Consider the following 24,062-nt stretch of genomic DNA (forward strand, 5'->3'; position numbering starts at 1 on the left):
TGTGCGGTAAATCACAAGGCTAAGTAAATATTTGACGACACCCATGGAAGTGCTTCACCATAGCCAACAGTTTATTTCGAAGCTCGAAAATAAGGGAGTACGAGGTGGTTGCTGATAGTCAGCCAGGGCATATTGATCAGATTAAGCAGACCAACGCTGGCGCGGTGTATCGCCTGATTGATCAGCTTGGTCCGGTTTCGCGTATCGATCTGTCGCGCCTGGCACAGCTGGCACCTGCCAGTATCACCAAAATTGTCCGCGAAATGCTGGAAGCGCACCTGGTCCAGGAGACGGAAATTCAGGAGCCGGGCAGCCGTGGTCGTCCGGCGGTCGGCCTGGTGGTCGAGACGGAAGCCTGGCACTACCTCTCGCTGCGCATCAGCCGCGGAGAGATCTTCCTTGCGCTGCGCGATCTCAGCAGCAAGCTGGTGGTGGAAGACCGACTTGAGCTGCCGCTCAACGCCGAGGAACCGCTTCTCGATGCGATTGTCTCCCATATCGATCGCTTCTTTATTCGCCATCAGCAGCGGCTTGAACGCTTAACGGCGATTGCCATCACCATGCCCGGCATTATTGATACCGAAAATGGTATTGTTCACCGCATGCCGTTTTACGACGATGTTAAAGAGATGCCGCTGGGCGAAGTGCTGGAAAACCATACCGGCGTCCCGGTCTATATTCAGCACGACATCAGCGCCTGGACGATGGCGGAAGCGCTGTTTGGCGCGTCGCGCGGTGCGCGGGATGTCATTCAGGTGGTCATCGACCACAACGTCGGGGCGGGGGTGATCACCGACGGACGGCTTCTCCACGCCGGGAGCAGCAGCCTGGTGGAAATTGGTCATACCCAGGTCGACCCGTACGGTAAACGCTGCTACTGCGGGAACCACGGCTGTCTGGAGACGATCGCCAGCGTGGAAAGCGTGCTCGAACTGGCGCAGGTGAGGCTCAGTCAGTCCATGAGCTCCTCGCTTCACGGCCAACCCTTAACGGTGGATTCCCTCTGCGCCGCCGCGCGTGAGGGGGATCTGCTGGCGAAGGACATTATTACCGGGGTGGGTAATAACGTAGGCCGCATTCTGGCGATTATGGTGAACCTCTTCAATCCGCAAAAAATCCTGATCGGCTCACCGCTCAGCCAGGCGGCGGAGATCCTCTTCCCGGCGATTACGGCCTGTATTCAGCAGCAGTCGCTTCCCGCCTACAGCAGAAATATTGCGGTAGAAAGTACCCAATTTTCCAACCAGGGCACGATGGCCGGCGCGGCGCTGGTCAAAGATGCCATGTACAACGGCTCGCTGCTTATCCGCCTGTTACAGGGTTAACTCTTTTCCGCAGATGTAAGAAAAATTGCGCTATCTCAAGCCGGGTAGCGCACGCATCCCGTAGACTTCCTCCACTGAATTATTTACCTGGTTGATATTTTCGAAGCATACCCAAGAGGTGGAGTGAGTCATGCTTAAGCGTTTCTTTGTTACTGGTACAGATACCTCTGTCGGCAAGACCGTTGTATCCCGCGCATTGCTGCAGGCTCTGACAGCAAGCGGTAAACGCGTCGCTGGGTACAAACCGGTCGCAAAAGGGAGTAAAGAGACGCCAGAGGGATTGCGAAATAAAGACGCCCTGGTGCTGCAAAGCGTCTCGTCGCTGGAACTGCCTTATCACGCGGTCAATCCTATTGCGTTAAGCGAAGATGAAAGCAGCGTGGCGCACAGCGGCCCGATCAATTATTCCCTGTTATCCGACGGGCTGGCGAACCTGAGTGAGCAGGTCGATCACGTAGTCGTCGAAGGAACGGGCGGCTGGCGCAGCCTGATGAATGACCTGCGCCCGCTGTCTGAATGGGTCGTGCAGGAGCAGCTGCCGGTAGTGATGGTAGTGGGGATCCAGGAAGGGTGTATCAACCACGCGTTGCTGACGGCGCAGGCGATTGCCAATGACGGCCTGCCGCTGGCTGGCTGGGTGGCAAACCGTATTAATCCAGGCCTCGCGCACTACGCGGAGATCATCGACGTACTGAGCACCAAACTGCCTGGCCCGCTGGTGGGCGAGCTGCCTTATCTGCCTCGCGCCGAGCAGCGCGAGCTAGCGCAGTACATCGATCTCTCTGCCCTCGGTGGCGTGTTGACCGTAGATCGAGTCGTGGCGTAACGTCCGCGACAGTACGGACGCTATCACGCAGGCGACCAGTAAACCGGGCAGTAAAAAATACTGCCCGGTCATTTCACAGACCATCAGCGCCGACATAATGGGTGCATGCGTGGTCGCAGCGAGCAGCGTTGCCATCCCGGCCAGCCCCAGCAACATGGCCGTCTCAGAACCCGGCAGCCACAGCGCGAAAAGCTGCGCGAACAGCATCCCCGTAGCCATACCGACAAACAGCGTAGGCGTAAATACCCCGCCCGGCGCACCCGAACCGCTGCTTGCCAGCACCGCCAGCAATTTACAGATGAACACGCCGGCAATCACCGACAGCAGCGGCGGGGCGAGCAGAAAAGCCTGAACCACGCTGTAGCCGTTCCCCCAAACCTTCGGCGTCAAAAGAGAAAGCAGCCCGACAATCAAGCCGCCGAGCGCCAGCTGCCACGGCGGCGAAAGCCTGAGACGCAGGAAAAGCCCGTGGCTGAACGCCATTAGCCACATCAGCAGCGGTCCGCAGAGACCTGCCAGCAGCCCCATCGCGACCAGCAGGGCATAATCTGCCGCGGTGAGAATGCCGCTCAGATGGACCTCGTAGAGCGTACCGGCACCCGGTGCCAGGAGTTGCGTCGTAAGAAGCGCCACCACCGCCGCAATCACCACGGGGCCGAGCGAGGCCAGCATCAGCGTGCCAAACAGAATCTCTGCAATAAACAGGCTTCCCGCTAACGGAGCATGGTAGGCGCTGGCCATCCCGGCGGCGGCGCCACAGGCGATCCAAAGCTTCCATTCCGATTTGGGCGTAAAGCGCCTGGCAAAAAAGGAGGCGGCGAGGGCGGCAAGCAGGATCATCGCCCCTTCGCGCCCGATGGCGCTTCCGCTGGCCACGACCAGCAGTGAGGCAAGGGACTTCACCAGGCTGGCGCCGTAATCAAACTGACCGTCGCCGGTCTCCAGCGCTTCCATATAATCGGTAGGGGCATGAGGCCGCTGGGCGGTCAGGCGCTGCCATCCCCAGAGCAACAGCCCGGCAGCCAGCCCCCCCAGCGCGGGCGTCAGCGCGCGCCTCCAGGGGGAGAGCGACGCGGCGGCATTCACCAGGCTGCCGCTGTCGTTGCTCAGAAGCAGCCACTCCAGCAGGTACATGCTGTGGCGGAACACCGCAACGGCCAGCGCGGCCAGCACGCCGGTGACGGTGGCAATCAGGAGTCGGCGAAACATTGCGCGGATGTCGGGGTACGAATGAAGACGTTGCATGGGTCGCGAGTAAACGGGGACGATACAATATTGTGGCGGGAAATCGTGGGGTTAGCAAAAGGTATGCGTGCGAAAAAGCCGGGCGATGCCCGGCTGGAAAAATTAACTGTCGCTATGAATATTCAGCGCCCGGCGCGTACGCCCTGAACTCAGATACTCGGCAATATAATCCTGCGAAATCTCGCCGTTGTAGCGCCCGTCCTCATCCACGATCGGCATCCAGCTGGTGTTGCTCTCATACAGGCGTGACAGCACCACGCGCAGGTTGTCTTCGGCTTTGCCGGTCATGCGGAACGGATGCAGGATGTCGGCGCAGGTCCCGCTGGCGTTACGCGCTTCGCGACGCTTCACAAAGCCCAGCGGCTTGCCGTGCTCGTCAACCACGGTAATCGCGCGAATATCGTTATCATCCATGGTTGCAAAGGCTTCCGGGAGCGGAGTCGAACCCCGTACCGTAATGGTCGGCTGCTGATCGGTGACGTCGCCGGCGGAGACCAGCAGCAGGCGCTTCAGCGTGCGGTCCTGACCGACAAACGAGCCGACAAATTCGTTCGCCGGTTTCGCCAGCAGCTCGTCCGGGCTGGCGCACTGGACGATTTTCCCCTGACGGAAGACCGCGATGCGGTCCCCGAGCTTAAGGGCTTCGTCGATATCGTGGCTCACCAGCATGACGGTTTTTTTCAGCTTGCGCTGCATCTCCAGGAACTGGTTCTGGATCACCTCACGGTTGATCGGGTCCACCGCACCGAAGGGTTCATCCATCAGCAGTACCGGAGGATCCGCCGCCAGGGCGCGAATAACGCCAATACGCTGCTGCTGGCCGCCGGACATCTCGCGCGGATAACGGTGGAGGAACTTGTGCGGATCCATTGCCACCATATCCATCAGCTCTTCGGCGCGGGCTTTGCAGCGCGCTTTATCCCAGCCCAGCATGCGCGGCACGACGGTGATGTTCTCTTCAATGGTCATGTTCGGGAACAGGCCAATCTGCTGGATCACGTAGCCGATGTTGCGGCGCAGGGTGACGGTGTCCATCCCGCTGGTGTCCTCGCCGTTAATCAGGATGTTTCCGCTGCTTGGGGTGATAAGTCGGTTAATCATCTTCAGGGTGGTGGTCTTTCCGCAGCCGGACGGGCCGAGCAGGACGCACATTTCCCCTTCGGGCACGTTCAGATTGACGTTATCGACGGCCTTAAAGGTCTGGCCGTGCTTCTGTGAAAATTGTTTGGTGAGGTTTTCCAGTTTTATCATTATCGAATCCCCTTTGGAGTCAGAACCACCTGCAGACGGTGCAGCAGCCAGTCGAGCACAATCGCTAAAAGACAGATCATCAGCGCGCCCGCAATCAACATACGAATATCGCTTCCGCCGATGCCGTTAAGCAGCAGCAGGCCAAGTCCGCCCGCGCCAATCACGGCGGCAATCGCCATCACGCCGATGTTCATCACCACGGCGGTGCGGATCCCGCCGAAAATCACCGGCAGCGCCATCGGAATTTCCACCCAGCGCAGACGCTGCCAGAACGTCATGCCGATGCCGCGTCCGGCTTCGCGCAGGCCCGGCGGCAGGCTGTCGAGCGCCGTGTGGGTGTTACGCACGATCGGCAGCAGCGAGTAGAGAAACACCGCCGTGATTGCGGGCAGGGCGCCAATCCCCTGACCGATCAGCGAAAACAGCGGGATCATCAGGCCAAACAGGGCAATGGACGGGATGGTCAACACGATGGTGGCAATCCCCAGCACCGGCGTCGCCAGCCACTTGTGGCGCACAATCAGAATGCCCAGCGGGACGCCGATGATAATCGCTAAGCCCACGGCCAGCGCCACCAGCCACAGATGCTGCAGCGTGAGGGTTAACAGATAGTCCCAGTTGTCCAGAATGTAGTGAACGGTATCCATAGCGCCTCCTACAGCAGCTGCTTGCTACGCAGGAAATCGCGGGCGACCTGCTGCGGTGACTGATGGTCAATATCCACTTTCTTGTTCAGCTCGGTGATAACGTCGTTGTTGAGCTGGGCCGAGAGGGTATTGAGCGCCTCTTCCAGACCGGGATTGGCCTCCAGGGTGTCCTTGCGCACCACCGGGGTGACCGCGTAGCTCGGGAAGAAGCCTTTATCATCTTCCAGCACTTTGAGATCAAAGCCCTTCACGCGCCCGTCGGTGGTGTAAACCAGCCCGGCGTCGACGAAGCCGTCGCGCACGGCGTTATAGACCAGACCCGGGTCCATCTGGCGGATTTGCGGACGGTCCAGATCCATCTTATAGGCCTCCTGCAGAGGCTTCATGCCGTCGCTGCGCCCGGCAAATTCAAGGTCTAAGCCCAGCAGCCAGTTTTTGTCCGGGTTGGTTTTGCGAACCTGTTCAATTTTCGCCACCATCTCCGACATGGTGTTGATATGCTCCGCCTCGGCGCGCTTGCGCTGCATGGCGAAGGCATAGGTGTTGTTCATATCGGCGGGTTTGAGCCACACCAGACCGTGCTTCGCATCCAGGCGCTTCACCGTCTCCCAGGACTCCTGCGGTGACATGCGCTTGTTGATGTGGTTGAAGATGATCAGCGACGTGCCGGTGTACTCCCAGGTCATATCAATCTGCTTGTTGATCATCGCGTTGCGGGAGATCACCGTGGCGATATTGGTTTTTGGCTGAACCTGGAAACCTTTCTTTTGCAGGTACTGTACGGTCATCGCCGAGAGAATGTGCTGCTCGGTAAAGCTCTTGGTCGCCAGAATCAGCGGGGCCGCCATCGCCTGGCCGGTGAACAGCGCCGCGGCACACAGCGCCGCCAGGCTGGATATCAGTCTCATAAAAGCTCCTTGTTATTGTTATCGAGCGAGATGGGGACTCATCACGCGACCCAGCGCCGCCAGCAGGGTGTCGAGGATCAGGGCGAACAGGGCGGTGGCCGCCGCGCCGAGGATCAGGGTTGGGAAATCGTTCAGGTAAATGCCCGGGAAAATCAGCTCGCCGTAGCTGCTGGCGCCAATCAGAAACGCCAGCGGCGCGGTACCGACGTTAATGGCGGTGGCGATGCGGATCCCCGAGAGCATAACCGGCCAGGCGTTGGGCAGCTCAACCTGGCACAGGCGCTGCCATTTGGTCATCCCAATCCCGTTTGCCGCTTCCAGCAGCGACGACGGGACCGAGCACAGCCCGGCGTAGGTATTGCGCACAATCGGCAGCAGCGAGGCGAGGAACAGGGCGATGATGGCGGGCGTATCGCCGATACCAATCACCACCATCGCCAGCGCCAGCACGGCCAGCGGCGGCAGGGTGTTGCCGACATTAAAGATTTGCATCACGTATTCGGCGACGCCCCGCGCGGCCGGACGGCTCATCAGAATACCGGCCGGAATGCCCACCAGCAGGGCAAAAAACATCGACGAGAAAACCAGAATCATGTGCTGTTGCCCGAGGTAGACCAGGTCAACCTGGCGCGCCTTGATTGTCTCAAGCCCGATTCCCCAAACGAGGAGGGCGAGGACCACGAGAATGGCGCCGACAAACAGCAGCGAGCGTTTGAGTAATGGGTGCATTGCGGTGTGTCTCCCTGTGCGCATGCGTTATAGCAACCACCGGTTGCCTGTTGTTATGCCATGTTTCGGCAGGGGTAATTGACCTATAGCAAGCGTTTGGGAAGGGTTCCAGCGAAGGGGGGAATCAGTAACCCTATGAAATTAGTGACAACCTTAATTAAAGCCTTATGGCGTAAGGGCTGGTTGCGTGCCGGGCAGAATAGTCCTAAAGAGAATTTTCAATAGTGACAGTGTCACATATTAAAGGGCGCCCTTACGCCGAGAGTCGTTCGTTATTTAGATAGAGGCACGAACCCGGCGAACGCGAACCGAGATGCTAATGATAGAAAAAATGGCAACAATCGCGAGCAGCAGCCCAAGCGCCAGCATGGCGTTAAACCCAATCCATCTGAACAACAGCAGCCCAGCAATCCCTCCGCTCATAAACGAGAAAATAGTGGTTAAGTGAGTTTTCAGCTGACTTTTTTGTGCCGCGGTATCCTTCGAGAAATCCCTGCGAAGCATCGCCACCAGCACGGAGGCCAGTGATATGCCTGCATCCGTTAGCGTGCCGGTAATGTGCGTCGATCTCACCCGCCCTCCGGAGAGCTGCGTGGAGGTTGAATTATGAATGCCCATCAGGCCGCACAGAAAAATAATAATCTCGCGGTTGCTCGTGAGGGCGTGGAAATACATCTCGTAGAGAGAGATGCCGGTCAATAGTACCCCCTCGACGAAAAGGATTTGGCAAAAAACCAGCCTGATATTGTGGATAATGCCCCAGAGTACAATAAGACGAGCAAGGATGGCGCCGGTGACAAAAGAGAGAATAATCGAGCCAAAGAAAATCATATCGCTCAGATCGGTGGAGGAGACTTCGCTGGATAATTGTGAGGTATTGCCGGTCATGTGAGAGGGGAAAAAGCCAAATGCCCCAAGGGCGATGGCGTTAAGCAAACCTGCCGAGGTCGCCAGCCAGAGGGCAAGCCGACGATCCTCCTTATGCGTTCGTTCTTTCTTGAGTCTAATCAGCAAGAATACCTCCGGGTTGAGCTTTGCCTGAATAGTCAGGCTAGCAAAGCGGTGCAACGGGCTGTCCAGGATATGGCTTAATTATTATTCCCTCTGACGCCAATCAGGGTTTAGTAATTAAATAAAATATCCTTGCTCAAGGTGTGGGCGTAAATAATTTATATCATGCCATTATTGCCGTGACGCAAAAACGCCGGGCGCTGGTTGAGGCGCTCATACCAGGCCTCAATCGCCGGCACGTCGGGCTTGTCAAACGGCGTCATCTTCCAGCGATTCACTGACAGCCCAAGCACCACGTCCGCAAGGGTAAACGTCTCGCCCGCCGCAAAGGCCCCGGTGCGCTGCAGCTGGTTTTCCAGAATGGTGATGCAGTGGTTCCACTCTTTTATTCCCGCCGCAATGCGCGCAGGGTCGTTAAAGTCCGGGTTTTTCCGTCCCAGCGCCGGGAAGACATAGCGCCAGGCGTTATTGAATTCAGTTGCCTGCCAGTCCATCCAGCGCTCAACGTTGGCGCAGGCCTGCGGCTCTGCAGGCAGCAGATCGTGACGTCCGGCCTTGCGCACCAGATAGCGGCAGATGGCGTTGGACTCCCACAGCACGAAATCGTCATCCATCAGCACCGGCACCATGGCGTTGGGGTTCAGCGCGCGGAAGTCATCCGTTTCTGTTGAGGCAAAACCGCTGCCGTAGTCTTCCTGCAGGTAAGGGATGCCCGCTTCTTCACAGGTCCAGAGCACTTTACGAACGTTGATGGAGGTGGTTTTACCGAGGATGTTAATCATGACACCGTTTCTCTTCAGGGGGATTAATCATTTAAAAACAATACACCCTTTGCGCGAAGAGGGAGGGATAATATTGAGTGAGGAGTGCGCTGTACGGGCAGGTCAGCGCGTTTTAAGCGGAAACGTTACGTCTTCAGGGGCGTAATGGCGGTTATTCCGCGCCGTTTTCTCCAGAGGCGCCTGCTTGCTTAATGCATGGAAAAAATTTAGGCTAACATCAGAGATATGCTTGCTCATTAAAGGCTTAGAAATGGAAAAAATAACCCCTGAATATACGTCCGTTGACTTATCTCGTTGGGCAAGGAAGGAACATTTTGAGATTTTTCAGGGGTTCGCTCAGTCGACGTTTAACCAGACGGTTTTAATCGATATTACTGCGCTGTTAAAACATATCAAAGCGGTCGGCTGGAAATTTTACCCGACTATTATTTTTCTCATTTCGAAAATCGTCAACAGTCATCCTGAGTTCCGTATGGCTATGAAAGACAATGAGCTTATTATATGGAACGAAATTCATCCAAACTATACCATTTTCCATAATGAAACAGAGACCTTTTCATCATTATGGAGCCATTACGATGGCAATATTCAGCACTTCCAGAACACCTATACTGAAGACATTGCGCGCTACGGTAATAATTTTTCTTATTGGCCTAAAGAAGAATCCCGGGAAAATATTTTTTTCATATCGGGTATTCCCTGGGTGAGTTTTACCAGCTTTAACGTCAACGTTGCGCACATGAAGAACTTTTTTGCCCCTATGTTTACGCTTGGAAAATACTATGAACAAGATGGCAAAGTATTATTGCCCCTTGCCGTTCAGGTTCATCATTCCGTGTGCGATGGTTTCCATGTGGCAAGATTGTACAATGAATTACAAGAGATGATTGATGCCTTGCCGCAATCCGGCGCGTGACGTTAATAAAAAGCCGCAAGCAGCATGCTGCTTGCGGCGTCAGGTTCGGTGACGATGTGGCAATCAGGCAGCTTTTACCGCTCTGATTTTTTTACTGTCAGACGCAGGGGCATCGAGAGCAGGGAGCTTGCTGGTGCGCAGAATATGCTGCACGGTCTCTTTCTGCTCGGCGAGATACAGACCAAGATTTTCAGCCTGCGTTTCATCCATCTGCATTCCGCTTTGCAACAGCCAGTCGGTGAACGCGTCTGCCATATCGAGCAGCTTGTCGTGAGCGTCAGCCTCTTTCTTACTGGCAAATGTCATTTTCTCTTCACCTTTTCTAACGACAACATATTTTATTTCAACAGCCATCACGCACCTCTCATACTGTATTTATATACAGTATAGCAGCTTCGGGATGATGTTGCAGTAAAAAGTGAGCTACTGGTGCATCGGCTGCGTTTCACGGCCGCCGATACTGCGTCGCCATGCGCCAGGTGCCTGACCGAATTGGCGCTTAAAGCTGCGGTTGAACGACTGCTGAGAGTCAAACCCGAGCGCGATTGCCACGTTCAGGATGGGCTCATCGCTGTGGGCTAAGCGCTCAACCGATTTTTGCAGCTTTTGCGCGCGAATATAGCCGGCGAGGGGATAGCCCGTGTGCTCTTTAAACAGGCGCTGGAGGTGCCATTTCGAGTAGCCAGAGCGCCTGGAGACGGTCTCAATGTCCAGGCGACTGTCGAGGTTGTTGTCAATCCAGTCGAGTAAATCATGCATAAATGCGCCAGTGTTCATCAGGTTTCCCCCACGCAGCGATAGAAAGGTATCTTTGTCTGTTGCATTTTAAGGTGGCCTGGTTTCACGATAATTGCAAGTATTATTGTTGCATTTAAATCCTTGCCCGAAACGGGCCTTTTATCGCCGCCTCAAATAGCACATAAAGTGCAACAATTATTCTTGCACTTAGTTAGGCGCATTCCTACAATCGCCGCGATAGTGTATTCGAAACTGTTACAGTTTTGTGGCGATGAACGACACAAATGGCCTTAAGCCAGCCCGGACAAAGGAAGTGGCGCGGCACCTCCCGCTGCGTCTTGCCCGGCGGCTACAATTACCGGAATAAAAATAATGAGCCTGCAAAAAACCTGGGGAAACTATCATCTGAATGCGCTGGGAGCGATGATGCTCTCCGTGCTGCTCGTCGGATGTGATGACAGCGTCGCGCAAAATGCCGCGCCGCCCGCGCCCGCCGTTAATGCTGCAGACGTGGTTGTGAAATCCATTAGCCAGTGGGATAGCTTTAACGGCCGGATTGAAGCCGTGGAAAGCGTGCAGCTTCGTCCCCGTGTCTCTGGCTACATCGACAAAGTGAATTTCACCGACGGCCAGGAGGTGAAAAAGGGTGAGGTGCTGTTCACGATTGATGACCGAACCTATCGCGCCGCGCTGGAGCAGGCGCAGGCGACGCTGGAGAGAGCCAAAACGCAGGCCAGCCTGGCGCGAAGCGAGGCTAACCGTACCGATAAACTCATCAATACCAACCTGGTATCCCGTGAAGAGTGGGAGCAGCGCCGTTCGGCCGCCATTCAGGCACAGGCCGATATTCGCGCAGCCCAGGCTGCGGTAGACGCCGCGCAGCTCAATCTCGACTTCACCAAAGTGACGGCTCCTATTGATGGTCGCGCCAGCCGGGCGTTAATCACCAGCGGCAATCTGGTCTCCGCGGGCGACAGCGCCAGCGTGCTCACCACCCTGGTCTCGCAGAAGACGGTTTACGTCTACTTTGACGTGGATGAGTCAACCTATCTTCACTATCAAAATCTCGCCCGCAACGGGCAGGGGGCGTCCAGCCACCATACGGCGCTACCGGTTGAGATCGGCCTTGCCGGCGAGGAGGGCTACCCCCATCAGGGTAAAGTAGATTTCCTTGATAATCAGCTCACGCCGAGTACCGGTACGATCCGCATGCGCGCGCTGCTGGATAACGCGCAGCGTCAGTTCACGCCGGGACTCTTTGCCCGCGTGCGCCTGCCGGGCAGCGCGGAATTCCAGGCCATGCTTATTGACGACAAAGCGGTACTGACTGACCAGGATCGCAAGTATGTCTATATCGTGGATAAAGAGGGTAAAGCGCAGCGTCGCGATATTACGCCGGGGCGTCTGGCCGACGGTTTACGCATCGTGCAGCAGGGGCTGAAACCTGGCGATAAGGTCATCGTTGACGGTCTACAGAAAGTGTTCATGCCGGGTATGCCGGTGAACGCGAAAACCGTCGCCATGACCACCAGCAACGCCCTCAACTGATCACTTGACCTGAGAATCCTTCCCATGGACTTTTCCCGCTTTTTCATCGACAGGCCGATTTTCGCTGCCGTACTGTCGATTCTGATTTTTATCACAGGATTAATCGCCATCCCGCTTCTGCCGGTGAGTGAATATCCTGACGTCGTACCGCCAAGCGTACAGGTGCGCGCGGAGTATCCGGGCGCCAACCCGAAAGTGATTGCCGAGACCGTGGCGACGCCGCTGGAAGAGGCGATCAACGGCGTCGAGAACATGATGTACATGAAATCCGTTGCCGGCTCGGACGGCGTGCTGGTTACTACCGTCACGTTCCGTCCGGGTACCGATCCGGATCAGGCGCAGGTGCAGGTGCAAAACCGCGTAGCACAGGCCGAGGCGCGTCTGCCGGAAGACGTGCGGCGCCTGGGCATCACGACGCAGAAGCAGTCGCCAACGCTGACGCTGGTGGTGCATCTGTTCTCCCCCAACGGCAAGTATGATTCACTGTATATGCGCAACTACGCCACGCTGAAGGTGAAGGACGAGCTGGCGCGTCTGCCCGGCGTCGGCCAGATTCAGATTTTCGGCTCCGGTGAATACGCGATGCGCATCTGGCTGGATCCGAACAAGGTCGCGGCCCGCGGGCTGACCGCCTCGGACGTGGTCACGGCAATGCAGGAGCAGAACGTGCAGGTCTCCGCCGGGCAGCTTGGCGCCGAGCCGCTGCCGAAAGAGAGCGATTTCCTGATCTCCATTAACGCCCAGGGTCGTCTGCATACCGAAGAAGAGTTTGGCAACATTGTCCTGAAAACGTCGGAGGACGGTTCGGTCGTCCGCCTGCGCGACGTGGCGCGTATTGAAATGGGTTCCGGCAGCTATGCGCTGCGTTCTCAGCTTAACAATAAAGACGCGGTCGGGATTGGTATCTTCCAGTCACCGGGGGCGAACGCCATCGATTTGTCTAACGCGGTGCGCGCCAAAATGGACGAGCTGTCTACCCGTTTCCCGGAAGATATGAAGTGGGCGGCACCTTACGATCCGACGGTTTTCGTGCGCGACTCCATCCGTGCGGTGGTGCAAACCCTGCTGGAAGCGGTGGTGCTGGTTGTACTGGTGGTGATCCTGTTCCTGCAAACCTGGCGCGCGTCGATCATTCCGCTGATCGCGGTGCCGGTGTCGGTGGTGGGGACGTTCAGCATTCTCTATCTGCTGGGCTTTTCGCTTAACACCCTGAGTTTATTCGGGCTGGTGCTGGCGATTGGTATCGTGGTGGACGATGCCATCGTGGTGGTGGAAAACGTCGAGCGAAACATTGAAGAGGGGCTTGCGCCGCTTGCGGCGGCGCATCAGGCGATGCGTGAAGTCTCCGGGCCCATTATCGCGATTGCGCTGGTGCTGTGCGCGGTGTTCGTGCCGATGGCGTTCCTCTCAGGCGTAACCGGTCAGTTCTACAAGCAGTTTGCGGTGACGATAGCGATTTCCACGGTGATCTCCGCCATCAACTCGCTGACGCTCTCTCCGGCGCTGGCCGCGCTGCTGTTAAAACCGCACGGCGCGCCGAAAGACTTCCCGACCCGGCTTATCGATCGCCTGTTCGGCTGGATTTTCCGTCCGTTTAACCGCTTTTTCCATCGTAGCTCTAACGGCTATCAGGGGCTGGTGGGCAAAACGCTTGGCCGACGCGGCGCGGTGTTTGTGGTGTATCTGCTGCTGCTGTGTGCCGCGGGCGTCATGTTTAAAGCGGTACCCGGCGGGTTTATTCCGACACAGGATAAGCTCTACCTGATTGGCGGCGTGAAGATGCCGGAAGGCTCGTCGCTGGCGCGCACCGACGCGGTGATCCGCAAAATGAGCGAAATCGGCATGAATACCGAAGGCGTAGACTACGCGGTGGCTTTCCCGGGGCTGAACGCGCTGCAGTTTACCAACACGCCGAATACCGGGACGGTGTTTTTTGGCCTGAAGCCGTTTGACCAGCGCAAGCACTCTGCGGCGGAAATTAACGCAGAGATCAACGCGAAAATCGCGCAAATCCAGCAGGGCTTTGGTTTCTCCATTCTGCCGCCGCCGATTCTGGGGCTGGGTCAGGGGTCTGGCTACTCGCTGTATATTCAGGATCGCGCGGGTCTGGGCTATGGCGCGCTGCAAAACGCGGTGAACACCATGTCCGGTGCGATTATGCAGACGCCGGGAATGCACTTCCCGATCTCAACCTATCAGGCTAACGTTCCGCAGCTGGACGTGCAGGTTGACCGCGATAAGGCGAAAGCGCAGGGCGTGTCGCTGACCGATCTGTTCGGTACGCTGCAAACCTATCTGGGCTCGTCGTACGTGAACGACTTCAACCAGTTCGGGCGCACCTGGCGCGTGATGGCGCAGGCAGACGGGCAGTTCCGCGACAGCGTGGAAGATATTGCGAATTTACGCACCCGGAATAGCCAGGGCGAAATGGTGCCAATTGGTAGTATGGTGAAAATCACGACCACCTACGGACCGGATCCGGTGATCCGCTACAATGGCTACCCGGCGGCGGATCTGATTGGCGATGCCGACCCGCGCGTACTCTCGTCCGCGCAGGCGATGACGCAGCTGGACGCGATGTCTAAGCAGATCCTGCCAAACGGAATGAACATTGAATGGACGGATCTGAGCTTCCAGCAGGCCACGCAGGGCAATACGGCGCTGATCGTCTTCCCGGTCGCGGTACTGCTGGCGTTCCTGGTGCTGGCGGCGCTGTATGAAAGCTGGACGCTGCCGCTGGCGGTGATCCTTATCGTTCCGATGACCATGCTTTCCGCGCTGTTTGGCGTCTGGCTGACCGGGGGCGATAACAACGTCTTCGTGCAGGTGGGGCTGGTGGTGTTGATGGGGCTGGCCTGTAAAAACGCGATTCTTATCGTGGAGTTTGCCCGCGAGCTGGAAATTCAGGGGAAAGGCATCATGGAAGCAGCGCTGGAAGCGTGCCGCCTGCGTTTACGTCCGATTGTGATGACCTCCATCGCCTTTATCGCCGGGACCATTCCGCTGATCCTCGGCCACGGCGCGGGCGCAGAAGTACGCGGCGTCACCGGGATTACGGTCTTCTCCGGGATGCTGGGCGTGACGCTGTTTGGTCTGTTCCTGACGCCGGTCTTTTACGTGACGCTGCGTAAGTTCGTGACGCGCGGCAAAGAGGAAAGAGAGGTTCTGCCTGCGTAGGGATATCGCAGATAACAAAAAACCGCACTCACTATGAGGGCGGTTTTTTTTGCGTAAATTACTGGGCTTTTTTGTACTGGGCAATCAGTTCAGGTAAAGGATCGCACCCGCTGGTATCGGCTTTTTTAAACTCGTCCAGCGCGCTTGCCACGGTGTGGCGCGCTAATACCGCGAGCGAGGCCTGCTCTGCTTCTTCGGAAATAGATTTGAAGTACCAGCAGGCGTTCGCGCTGACCACGCAGCGGGCCGGCACGTCCGGGCGCGACGCCCAGAGTTTTTTATCTTCGGTGACTGAAAGGTAGATATCGCGCAGGGTAATCTCTTCCGGCGGACGTCCAAGATGAATTGAGCCGTTGCGGCCAAGCGTTGAGACGATAATGCCGTCACGCGTGAGTGGAACCATCAATTTGCGGATAAAGCTCGGGTTGGCTTCCAGGCCGTAGGCCAGAATCGCACTCGTCGAACGTTCACCTAGTTGCTCCGCCATCGCTACGCTGAGAACCATCTGCAAAGCTGTCGGGAAGCGGTAATCTAACATTTCTCTTTCCTGGGTTGCGGTGAATCTTGTTCTTTTTGGCACCGCAGAGGTGAATAAGCAATAAACAACAATATAACAAATACAGTAATTTTTTTGAAGCAATCTGCGGCATTTGCGATCAAACACCCTGTTCCGGTTTAGCTATACGTGCGGTTCGGGAAGTCAACCGTCACCAGCAGGCCACCTTCTGCGGAAGTACTCAGGTTTACGCTGCTGCCGTGCTGCTGTGCAACGGCTTTGACAATGGCAAGCCCCAGTCCGCTCCCGCTTTGCAGCTGATTGGGGTCGCGGAAAAACCGGTCGAATACGCGCTCGCGCAATTCAACCGGGATACCCGGCCCCCGATCGGAGACGCGTAGCTGGGCTGATGTATCTGCTGAGCATACCTCCACCTGAATCCGCCCGCCCTCAGGACTGTACTTCACGGCGTTTTCAATGAGATTGTCTATAAGCGACATCAGACGCTCCCTGACGCCAGCGATCCAAATCTCATCCTCAGCGAAGAATTCCAGCTCAATCTTGCGCCCGGACGCTAGCGGCTCCAGCGCAGCCATCCGCTCTTGTATGAGCGAGGTTAGCGGCACGGGCTCCATCGCGGTGTCAATGCGCGCTTCACTGTGCATCATCAGCAGCAGCTGGTTGACGAGACGGGCCGCCCGGCTATTGCTGCGCACAATCCCTGCAAGCAGCTGCCGCTGGCTCTCGCTGCTCACCCAGGACTGCAGCGCCTCCACGTTGATGCGCATCGCGGCCAGCGGCGTACGCAGCTCGTGCGCGGCGTCCGCAATGAAAACCCGTTCGCGTTCCGCGCTTTCCCGCACTCTGGCAAGAAAGTCATTGATCGCGTCCACCATCTGGCGGAGTTCCTTATGCCCGGGAACAGCCTTTAAAGGGGAGAGATCGTCAGGCGAACGTAATGAGATCTCATTAACCACCTTGCTCCAGGGGCGCATCGCAATGCGGATTGACAGCCACGCAGGAAACAGAAGAAAAGGAATGCACACCAGCAACGGCATAATGTAGTAGCCCCGCGAGTTCAGGTAGATAAAGAAGTTCCAGCTTCCGGCAGGGGTGAAAAGGGTAACCTCCACGTCGGAGTGGGGGGATTTAAGCGTGCGGCTCGTCCAGGCGTGGCCTTCACTCTGAACGCGCTGCAATTCGCCCAGTCTGGTGTTTTTTACCCCCGTAGGTGCACCATCAGAAGAGAAAATAACCTCGTTGTTTTTGCGAACGATCAGGTTAATCGAAAGCTCCGGATCTTCACCGCCGCCATAGCCTTCCCGCAACGCTTTGCTGAATGCTTCCAGAACATCATTACGATCCTGCGGGCGCTCGTCACTGAGATCAACCAGAGTAAAAATGGTTTCGTAAGTCTTACTTCCCGTGAGTATCGGAGGGCTACGCAGGTCTTCCAATAAAATAAAGGTTAAAAAAAGACACCACAGCAGGGTAAGCAGCAGCATCTGGGCGATGATAATTCGCCGTACCAGCGTTGGGCGCCTCAGTTGGTGCCAGACATTTCGCATTAATCTGTCACCTTCTGGATAGCGACGGTATCAATGACATACCCGACGCCCCGCACCGTTCGTACATAGCCGTCACCAATTTTTCGCCGCAAATTCCCCATATGCACGTCGAGCGCATTGCTGAGATTTTCCTTCGCGCCAAATATCCTCTCTTCCAGGAACCGCCGCGTGATCACCCGGTCAGCGCGCAGCATCAACGTTTCAAGCAGCGCATATTCACTGGCCGTCAACTCAACGTGACGCGCGTTCACCGTTACGCGACGCGTCGGGATATGAAGCGATAAGCTCCTGATTTCTATCGCTTCATTTTCAAAACCGTAGCTGCGTCGCGCAAGGGCTCTGACTCGCGCCAGCAGTTCGGCGAGAACGAAGGGTTTGACAAGATAGTCGTCTGCGCCAGCATCCAGCCCGCACAGGCGATCCTGCAGGGTGCCTCGCGCCGTCAGGATAATGACGGGGATCCCCTTAAGCTGCTGGCGCAAACGCGTCATCAGGCTCATGCCGTCGCCGTCGGGCAGCCCCAGGTCGAGCAGAATAAGTTCCGGCACGCCGACCTCAAGCTGATGCAGCGCATCCTCTTTACGGCGAACCCATATGACATCAAATCCTTGATCTGAAAGGGCGATACGTACGCCATTGCCGAGATCCAGGTCGTCTTCGATTAGTAAGATTTTCACATTGGTAACTGTATCAACAGTGAATGAAGAACAACTTAAGAAAAAAACGGTAGCAGGAAATCCGTTCGGTTGACAGCGCCCGCACGCGCTTCAGCCTTTCTTCATTTTCGGCTCATAAGAACCTCAGGGTGAGTATTCAGAATGAGTGCTCTGGCGTGTAAACCGCTGGCATTGCAATCATTTGAATCCAAAGGACTTCTTCAATGAGTAACATCGAACTGCGTCATACTTTCCCTTATTTACTTCCGAGCCGCAGACTGAAAAACATCGTGCCGGGCGTTATTCTGGCGTTACTGGCAACCCCGGTACTGGCGGCAGAGCAGAAACAGGGCAATGTCTTAACCCTGGGGGGAGGCGTGGACGTCGCGCCACGCTACTCGGGTTCGGATAAAAGCCGGGTCTCGGCAGCTCAGGTAGTAGATTATTCCATGGCAAATGGTTTCTTTATCAGCACTACGCGGGGTATCGGTTACGGAAACAACATTGGCAACCTGGATTACAACGCCGCAGTGAGCTACCGAACAGGCCGTAAAGATAAAGACGTGAGCAGTGATTCGATCAGCTCCGGCAGCGACTACCTGCGGGGGATGGGCGATATCAAAGGTTCCGCTATCGTGGTGCCGGGTCTGGGGTATAAGGTGACCGACTGGCTCAATCTGCAGCTGCAGGCTGAGATCCCGGTTTCTGAGAGAGACAACGGTGAAGCGGTGCATTTCGGCATTTCCAGCCCGCTCTACACATCGTCGAAAAATGCGGTGACGCTGGGGCTGACGGGCAGCTGGGGTTCCGGCAAGTACATGCAAACGTACTACGGGGTTAATGCTGCCCAGTCCGCCGCATCGGGATTTGCCCGACATGACGCCGGAGCGGGAATTTACGCCTGGTCGATGAACCTTGACTGGACCTACAGGCTCACCTCGCGCTGGAGCGTTCTTACCTCCGCGGGCGTAACGCAGCTGACGGGGGATGCGGGTGATAGCCCGATCGTGCAACGTAAAACGTCGCCAACGGGAAGCCTGAAGGTGACGTACAGTTTCTGATTGCGGGTTGCTTATAGATATGAGCGCGCAATAGCGACGAATTTGAGCCGCCCCGGAAAGATGATGGGGCGGTAGTTTTTAAATGATGCTTAACAGCAGTCAGAATAATGAGTTGACTGATGTTTTATTAAGAACTGAGAGGCATCGACCTGACTCCGGAGCATTTGGAAACCAGAACCTCACTGAGAAGTGTGCCAATATTACGTGGCTATAATCCCTGTCCGGAGAATAAAGTGCTCGGAAAATTATTGTTAAAGTACATGCCAGGGTTACAAAATTTGTTAGCCTACGATAAAAGCTGGCTAAAACATGATGTTAAAGCTGGATTATCCGTTGCGGCTGTAGCGCTACCCGTTGCTATCGCTTATGCTGAATTGGCGGGTGTTGGGGCAATAGTGGGGCTCTATTCCTGCGTTTTACCGATGATAGCTTATGCACTGTTTGGTTCTTCACGTCAGCTTATTGTTGGCCCTGATGCAACGACCTGCGCCGTGATTGCAGCCGTCGTGTTTCCTCTTTCTGCAGGCAATCCTGAACTGCACTGGCAACTGACGATCGTCATGACATTGATGATGGGCGGGTGGTGCCTGCTTGCCAGTAAATTTCATCTGGGTGCACTTGCCGATCTCCTTTCTCATCCCATTCTTACAGGGTTGCTTAATGGCGTAGCCGTGACGATTATTGTCGGGCAATTAGGCAAGGTTTTGGGGATCAAGCTCGATGAAGCGCAGGTTATTGAGAAAATACTGGCCTTGCCAGGCCGACTTTTAGACAGCCATGTATTAACAATAGGGATATCACTTTTAACGTTAATTATTTTAATGGTTATCAAAACGTATCGCAGCCACTGGCCAGCACCTCTGATTGCCATTGTGATAACAACGATACTGGTATGGGGAACATCTGCGCAACAGTATGGTATTGCCACGATTGGGGGGGATGGCTTCCAGCCTGGTTTACCCGTCGTTAACTGGGGTGCGTTCCAGCCCGGTCCGATGCGAGAATTAGTGATCCCGGCGCTGAACCTGGCTTTAGTGAGTTTTGTCAGTCTGATGCTGACCGCCCGCAGTTTCGCCGCGAAAAATGGCTATGAAATTAATGCTGATGCAGAGTTCCGGGCACTGGGTATTGCGAACATTATGTCTGGGCTATCTCAGGGATTTGCCATCAGTGGAGCCGATTCCCGGACCGCGGTTAATGATTCCGTTGGGGGGAAAAGTCAGCTGGTTTCCATAGTCGCAGCCTTACTGATAGGTTTAGTGGTGGTATTTTTCACGCAGCCATTACAATTTATTCCGGTATCTGCATTAGGTATTGTTCTAATGTATGCGTCGTGGTCATTAATTGATTTGCGCGGGTTATGGAACCTGAGGCGAAGAAATAAACAGGCATTTCGCCTGGCCTTCTTTACGTTTGGCTGTGTTTTAATCATCGGTGTAATTCAGGGGATCGGCCTTGCGGTGTTGCTTGGCCTGTTACAGTTCCTGCGTACGGTATTTCGTCCCTCTGAGCACTTACTGGGGACTGACGAAAATGGAATGATCCACTCATTAGGTAATACAACTGATATTAAAATGGTCCCGGGCGTGCTGATGTATCGATTTAACTCACCGTTGACCTATTTTAATGTGGCTTATTTTAAACGTCGGGTATTGAACCTGGTTGATGGTGCAGCATTACAACCTAAATGGGTGGTTATTGATGCCGTGGCCTGCTTCACCTATTCAGATATCAGTGTCCTGGCAACCATTAATGAGTTAAAGCGTGACCTTAAAGCCCGACAGATTGTGTTAATCCTTGCGGGCAGGAAAACGGAATTAACACGTTGGTTTAAAGAAAGTCGGCCAACGATGAATGATGATGACATGATTCTGGCGCCAGACCTCTATTTGGCACTCCGGTTCATTCAAAGCAAAGAGAGTGTAAGTGAATCAGGTGGTGATGCACAACCAAACCCTGGTTAAAGGCTTGCTCGCCACCCGCGAGCAAGCCATATCCCTTAGCGGTACAACGTCTTTTCCGCAACCGGAATAACCAACGCCGATCGCCAGTCCCCCAGCGTCAGCTGCGCAAGCCTGCCGAGCGCGATATAGAACGGATGCCCTGCATTGTCGACAAACACCGACAGAAAGCGGGTGCTCCACGGCAGCAGATGCCACGCCAGAAGCCGATCGCACTCAGATTCGCGGCCATTCTCGGCCAGCCATGCCGCCAGCAGCAGCAGGGTGCCGAAATGATCTTCCGGTTCATTTTGCTGCATCTGAAACGCGATATTGTTTTCCCGCATCCACTGGCGCAGCGCGAGGGTCGAATCGCCAAACAGCACGGATTCACGGTCCAGCCAGACGGAACCCCACGGCGGAGCGGGCAGGGCATAAGGACCAATAAACAGCCGTTGCCAGGCATCCATCAGCGGCTCATCGGAAGATGAAGCAAAGGTTTCGGCAACGGGCAGCAGCGTTTCCGGCGGCAGGGGCCAGTCCTCTATCCATTCGCCAGCGGTAAGTGCCTGCACCAGCGGGGCTGTCTGCTCGCTGTCAGGCGCGAAGTAAAACAGCGCGCCCAGTACGCGAGCGCTGAACGCGAACGAGTTACGGTGTGAGACGTCTTTCATTAAACCTTCCTTGCTCGCGCGGTTATGTCCGCGCGACGTGATTAACCATTAATACAGACCAAAGCATAAACCAGGGTCATAGAATTCACCTTTTACACCTTCTCAATCTGTACCAGATTGGTGTGCTGCGGGTTGCCTTTTGCCAGCGGTGACGGGCGGTGCGTGGTCAGGGTGTTGATACACGAGCCGTGGTCGATACGATCGCCATTCATATTGGCATCGTGCCAGGCTCCCTGGCCCATGGCGCTTACGCCTGGCATGATGCGCGGCGTGACTTTCGCTTCTATTCTCACCTCACCGCGATCGTTAAAGACGCGCACCGTATCGCCGTTTTTAATGCCACGTTTCGCGGCATCAACGGGATTCAGCCAGACCTCCTGGCGGCAGGCCGCTTGCAGCACGTCGACGTTACCGTAGCTCGAGTGGGTGCGGGCTTTAAAATGGAAGCCAAATAGCTGCAGCGGGAACTGCGCGCGCTCGGGCGCATCCCAGCCGTCAAAGGTAGATGCGTAGACGGGCAGCGGGCTGATGGTCTCATCTTTTGCCAGCTCCCAGGTCGCCGCAATATCCGCCAGCTTGCTGGAATAAATTTCAATCTTGCCTGAGGGCGTTTTCAGCGGGTTGGCTTCCGGGTTCTCGCGGAATTTTTTATAGGCCACAAAGTGTCCGTTCGGATCTTTGCGCTTATAGATGCCCATTTTTTTCAGCTCGTCGTAGGACGGCAGCGTGGGATCTTTTGCGAGCATTTTGGCATACAGATACTGCAGCCACTCTTCCTGCGTTCGCCCTTCGGTAAATTTCTGATGGATATCCGGTCCGAGGCGTTTCGCCACTTCGCTCATGATCCAGTAGATAGGCTTGCGCTCAAACTTCGGCGCGGTCACAGGCTGGAGAAAAATCAGGTAACCCATGTTCCCGGCGTAATCGTTAGGGATAATGTCTTCCTGCTCGACGGTCATTAAATCTGGCAGCAGGATATCGGCGTATTTCGCCGATGAGGTCATAAAGTTGTCGATCACCACGATGGTTTCGCACTTGCTTTCGTCCTGCAGAATATCGTGGGTTTTATTGATATCGGAGTGCTGGTTAATAATAGTGTTGCCCGCGTAGTTCCAGATGAACTTAATCGGTACGTCCAGCTTATCTTTACCGCGCACCCCGTCGCGCAGAGCGGTCATTTCCGGGCCACGGGCGATGGCGTCCGTCCAGCTGAAGCAGGAAATTTGCGTTTTGACCGGGTTTTCCGGCAGCGGCATACGTTCGATAGTGATGGTGTAGGTCGACTCACGGGCGCCGCTGTTGCCGCCGTTGATCCCCACGTTGCCGGTCAGAATCGGCAGCATCGCGATGGCGCGGGAGGTCAGTTCACCGTTCGCCTGACGCTGTGGTCCCCAGCCCTGGCAGATATAGGCCGGCTTCGCGGATCCAATCTCGCGGGCCAGTTTAATGATGCGGTCTGCAGGAATGCCGGTGATGCGCGAGGCCCACTCCGGCGTTTTCGCCGTATTGTCCTCACCCTGGCCGAGAATGTACGCTTTGTAGTGACCGTTAGCGGGCGCACCTTCCGGCAGCGTTTTTTCGTCGTAGCCAACGCAGTATTTGTCCAGGAACGGCTGGTCAACCAGGTTTTCGTCGATCAATACCCAGGCGATCCCCGCCACCAGGGCGGCATCGGTACCCGGACGGATCGGGATCCACTCGTCTTCGCGTCCGGCTGCCGTATCGGTGTAGCGCGGATCAATGACAATCATGCGTGCGTTAGAACGCTCGCGGGCCTGCTCCAGATAGTAAGTAATCCCGCCGCCGCTCATGCGCGTTTCCGCCGGGTTATTGCCGAACATCACCACCAGTTTGGTATTTTCGATATCCGAGGTGCTGTTGCCGTCGTTGCTGCCGTAGGTATAAGGCATCGCGCAGGCGATTTGCGCCGTGCTGTAGGTGCCGTAGTGGCTCAGGAAACCGCCGTAGCAGTTCATCAGGCGCGCCACCAGCGAAGCGTAAGGGGAGGAGCGGGTGATATTGCCGCCGACAATCCCGGAGGAGTAATTAATATACACCGCTTCGTTGCCGTACTTGCTGACCACGTCTTTCAGGCTGGCGGTGATGGCGTTCAGCGCTTCGTCCCAGCTGATGCGCTCGAACTTGCCTTCACCCCGCTTACCCACGCGTTTCATCGGGTAGTTCAGACGGTCAGGGTGGTTGATGCGGCGGCGAATGGAGCGCCCGCGCAGGCAGGCCCGGACCTGGTGATTGCCGTAGATATCCTCACCGGTGTTATCCGTTTCGACCCAGTACACTTCGTCATCGCGGACGTGCAGACGCAGCGCACAGCGGCTGCCGCAGTTGACCGAACAGGCGCCCCAGACCACTTTATCTTCTGCCGGTTTCATTGCATTTTGTACCGCGGCTGCGGCGCTTTTCAGTCCAAAAGGCAACGAAATTCCGCCAGCGGCAAGCGCCAGAGAACCTATCGCCGTAGATTTCACGAGTGTTCGACGGCTAATCCCGCCGTGATGTTCGATATCGGACATGGCTCACCCCACCATTGTGATTACGTATTATTT

The 24,062-nt window shown here is 55.9% G+C and carries 21 protein-coding genes; 7 read left to right on the top strand and 14 right to left on the bottom strand.

What is annotated here, in order from left to right:
• Positions 1-104 precede the first annotated feature (104 nt).
• Together mlc and bioD are read left to right on the top strand one after the other, a co-directional pair.
• On the top strand, positions 105-1,325 hold the full coding sequence (gene mlc / locus IM265_RS08320) for a sugar metabolism global transcriptional regulator Mlc (RefSeq protein ID WP_193031279.1): 1,221 nt from the start codon (positions 105-107) through the stop codon (positions 1,323-1,325).
• A 130-nt stretch (positions 1,326-1,455) separates the two neighbouring features.
• On the top strand, positions 1,456-2,151 hold the full coding sequence (gene bioD, locus IM265_RS08325; protein ID WP_028012980.1) for a dethiobiotin synthase: 696 nt from the start codon (positions 1,456-1,458) through the stop codon (positions 2,149-2,151).
• Here the strand turns inward: bioD and clcB are convergent.
• The 7 genes from clcB to IM265_RS08360 form a co-directional block, all read right to left on the bottom strand.
• The gene (gene clcB / locus IM265_RS08330) at positions 2,086-3,396 is read right to left on the bottom strand and encodes a voltage-gated ClC-type chloride channel ClcB (protein ID WP_193031281.1); all 1,311 of its coding nucleotides are present in this window, start codon (positions 3,394-3,396) and stop codon (positions 2,086-2,088) included. The two genes, bioD and clcB, sit on opposite strands and share 66 nt — an antisense overlap.
• Before the next feature lie 102 nt (positions 3,397-3,498).
• Entirely contained in the window at positions 3,499-4,647 is a 1,149-nt protein-coding gene (gene osmV / locus IM265_RS08335) for an osmoprotectant ABC transporter ATP-binding protein OsmV (protein WP_193031283.1), read from the bottom strand.
• On the bottom strand, positions 4,647-5,294 hold the full coding sequence (gene osmW, locus IM265_RS08340) for an osmoprotectant ABC transporter permease OsmW (RefSeq protein ID WP_028012983.1): 648 nt from the start codon (positions 5,292-5,294) through the stop codon (positions 4,647-4,649). The genes osmV and osmW overlap by 1 nt, the downstream gene beginning before the upstream one ends.
• A gap of 8 nt (positions 5,295-5,302) precedes the next feature.
• Entirely contained in the window at positions 5,303-6,202 is a 900-nt protein-coding gene (gene osmX / locus IM265_RS08345) for an osmoprotectant ABC transporter substrate-binding protein OsmX (RefSeq protein WP_041910236.1), read from the bottom strand.
• A gap of 18 nt (positions 6,203-6,220) precedes the next feature.
• Positions 6,221-6,931 (bottom strand): osmoprotectant ABC transporter permease OsmY, encoded by a 711-nt coding sequence (gene osmY, locus IM265_RS08350; RefSeq protein WP_193031284.1) that lies wholly within the window; start codon positions 6,929-6,931, stop codon positions 6,221-6,223.
• Between the two features lie 276 nt (positions 6,932-7,207).
• Positions 7,208-7,945 (bottom strand): YoaK family protein, encoded by a 738-nt coding sequence (locus IM265_RS08355; protein WP_193031286.1) that lies wholly within the window; start codon positions 7,943-7,945, stop codon positions 7,208-7,210.
• Between the two features lie 155 nt (positions 7,946-8,100).
• Positions 8,101-8,724 carry a glutathione S-transferase family protein gene (locus tag IM265_RS08360; RefSeq protein WP_028012987.1) on the bottom strand — a complete coding sequence of 208 codons (624 nt, stop codon included), beginning with the start codon at positions 8,722-8,724 and terminating at the stop codon, positions 8,101-8,103.
• A gap of 250 nt (positions 8,725-8,974) precedes the next feature.
• Here IM265_RS08360 and catA point away from each other — a divergent pair, with 250 nt between their 5' ends.
• A complete protein-coding gene (gene catA / locus IM265_RS08365) occupies positions 8,975-9,640 on the top strand; it encodes a type A chloramphenicol O-acetyltransferase (RefSeq protein WP_028012988.1) in 666 nt (221 codons plus the stop codon).
• 63 nt (positions 9,641-9,703) lie between these two features.
• Here catA and IM265_RS08370 read toward each other — a convergent pair whose 3' ends face one another.
• Entirely contained in the window at positions 9,704-9,994 is a 291-nt protein-coding gene (locus tag IM265_RS08370; RefSeq protein ID WP_193031288.1) for a YebG family protein, read from the bottom strand.
• Between the two features lie 69 nt (positions 9,995-10,063).
• Positions 10,064-10,417, bottom strand: a complete 354-nt coding sequence (locus IM265_RS08375) for a helix-turn-helix domain-containing protein (protein WP_028012990.1) — start codon at positions 10,415-10,417, stop codon at positions 10,064-10,066.
• A gap of 333 nt (positions 10,418-10,750) precedes the next feature.
• On the opposite strand from IM265_RS08375, the gene IM265_RS08380 reads away from it, so the two are divergent.
• Together IM265_RS08380 and oqxB are read left to right on the top strand one after the other, a co-directional pair.
• Positions 10,751-11,926 carry an efflux RND transporter periplasmic adaptor subunit gene (locus IM265_RS08380; protein WP_059356987.1) on the top strand — a complete coding sequence of 392 codons (1,176 nt, stop codon included), beginning with the start codon at positions 10,751-10,753 and terminating at the stop codon, positions 11,924-11,926.
• Between the two features lie 24 nt (positions 11,927-11,950).
• Complete coding sequence (gene oqxB, locus IM265_RS08385; protein WP_045261448.1) at positions 11,951-15,103, top strand: multidrug efflux RND transporter permease subunit OqxB; 3,153 nt, start codon at positions 11,951-11,953, stop codon at positions 15,101-15,103.
• Positions 15,104-15,161: 58 nt separating this feature from the next.
• Here oqxB and IM265_RS08390 read toward each other — a convergent pair whose 3' ends face one another.
• The 3 genes from IM265_RS08390 to IM265_RS08400 form a co-directional block, all read right to left on the bottom strand.
• Positions 15,162-15,641 (bottom strand): Rrf2 family transcriptional regulator, encoded by a 480-nt coding sequence (locus tag IM265_RS08390; RefSeq protein WP_182034605.1) that lies wholly within the window; start codon positions 15,639-15,641, stop codon positions 15,162-15,164.
• A 137-nt stretch (positions 15,642-15,778) separates the two neighbouring features.
• Positions 15,779-17,167 (bottom strand): HAMP domain-containing sensor histidine kinase, encoded by a 1,389-nt coding sequence (locus tag IM265_RS08395; protein WP_182034607.1) that lies wholly within the window; start codon positions 17,165-17,167, stop codon positions 15,779-15,781.
• Entirely contained in the window at positions 17,167-17,844 is a 678-nt protein-coding gene (locus IM265_RS08400) for a response regulator (protein WP_028012995.1), read from the bottom strand. Before IM265_RS08400 ends, IM265_RS08395 begins: the two co-directional genes overlap by 1 nt.
• Before the next feature lie 203 nt (positions 17,845-18,047).
• Between IM265_RS08400 and IM265_RS08405 the strand changes: the two genes are divergently transcribed.
• Together IM265_RS08405 and IM265_RS08410 are read left to right on the top strand one after the other, a co-directional pair.
• Positions 18,048-18,884 (top strand): MipA/OmpV family protein, encoded by an 837-nt coding sequence (locus IM265_RS08405; protein WP_048999441.1) that lies wholly within the window; start codon positions 18,048-18,050, stop codon positions 18,882-18,884.
• Positions 18,885-19,117: 233 nt separating this feature from the next.
• Positions 19,118-20,848 carry a SulP family inorganic anion transporter gene (locus IM265_RS08410; protein WP_193031290.1) on the top strand — a complete coding sequence of 577 codons (1,731 nt, stop codon included), beginning with the start codon at positions 19,118-19,120 and terminating at the stop codon, positions 20,846-20,848.
• A 35-nt stretch (positions 20,849-20,883) separates the two neighbouring features.
• Here the strand turns inward: IM265_RS08410 and dmsD are convergent, their stop codons facing one another.
• Together dmsD and ynfE are read right to left on the bottom strand one after the other, a co-directional pair.
• Positions 20,884-21,498: a Tat proofreading chaperone DmsD gene (dmsD, locus tag IM265_RS08415; RefSeq protein ID WP_193031292.1), complete on the bottom strand. Its 615-nt coding sequence runs from the start codon at positions 21,496-21,498 to the stop codon at positions 20,884-20,886.
• 92 nt (positions 21,499-21,590) lie between these two features.
• The gene (ynfE, locus tag IM265_RS08420) at positions 21,591-24,029 is read right to left on the bottom strand and encodes a selenate/tellurate reductase subunit YnfE (RefSeq protein WP_063437307.1); all 2,439 of its coding nucleotides are present in this window, start codon (positions 24,027-24,029) and stop codon (positions 21,591-21,593) included.
• Between the last annotated feature and the right edge of the window lie 33 nt (positions 24,030-24,062).

The sequence above is a fragment of the Enterobacter cloacae complex sp. P17RS genome, assembly GCF_014895885.1.
GTDB classification, from domain to species: domain Bacteria; phylum Pseudomonadota; class Gammaproteobacteria; order Enterobacterales; family Enterobacteriaceae; genus Enterobacter; species Enterobacter bugandensis.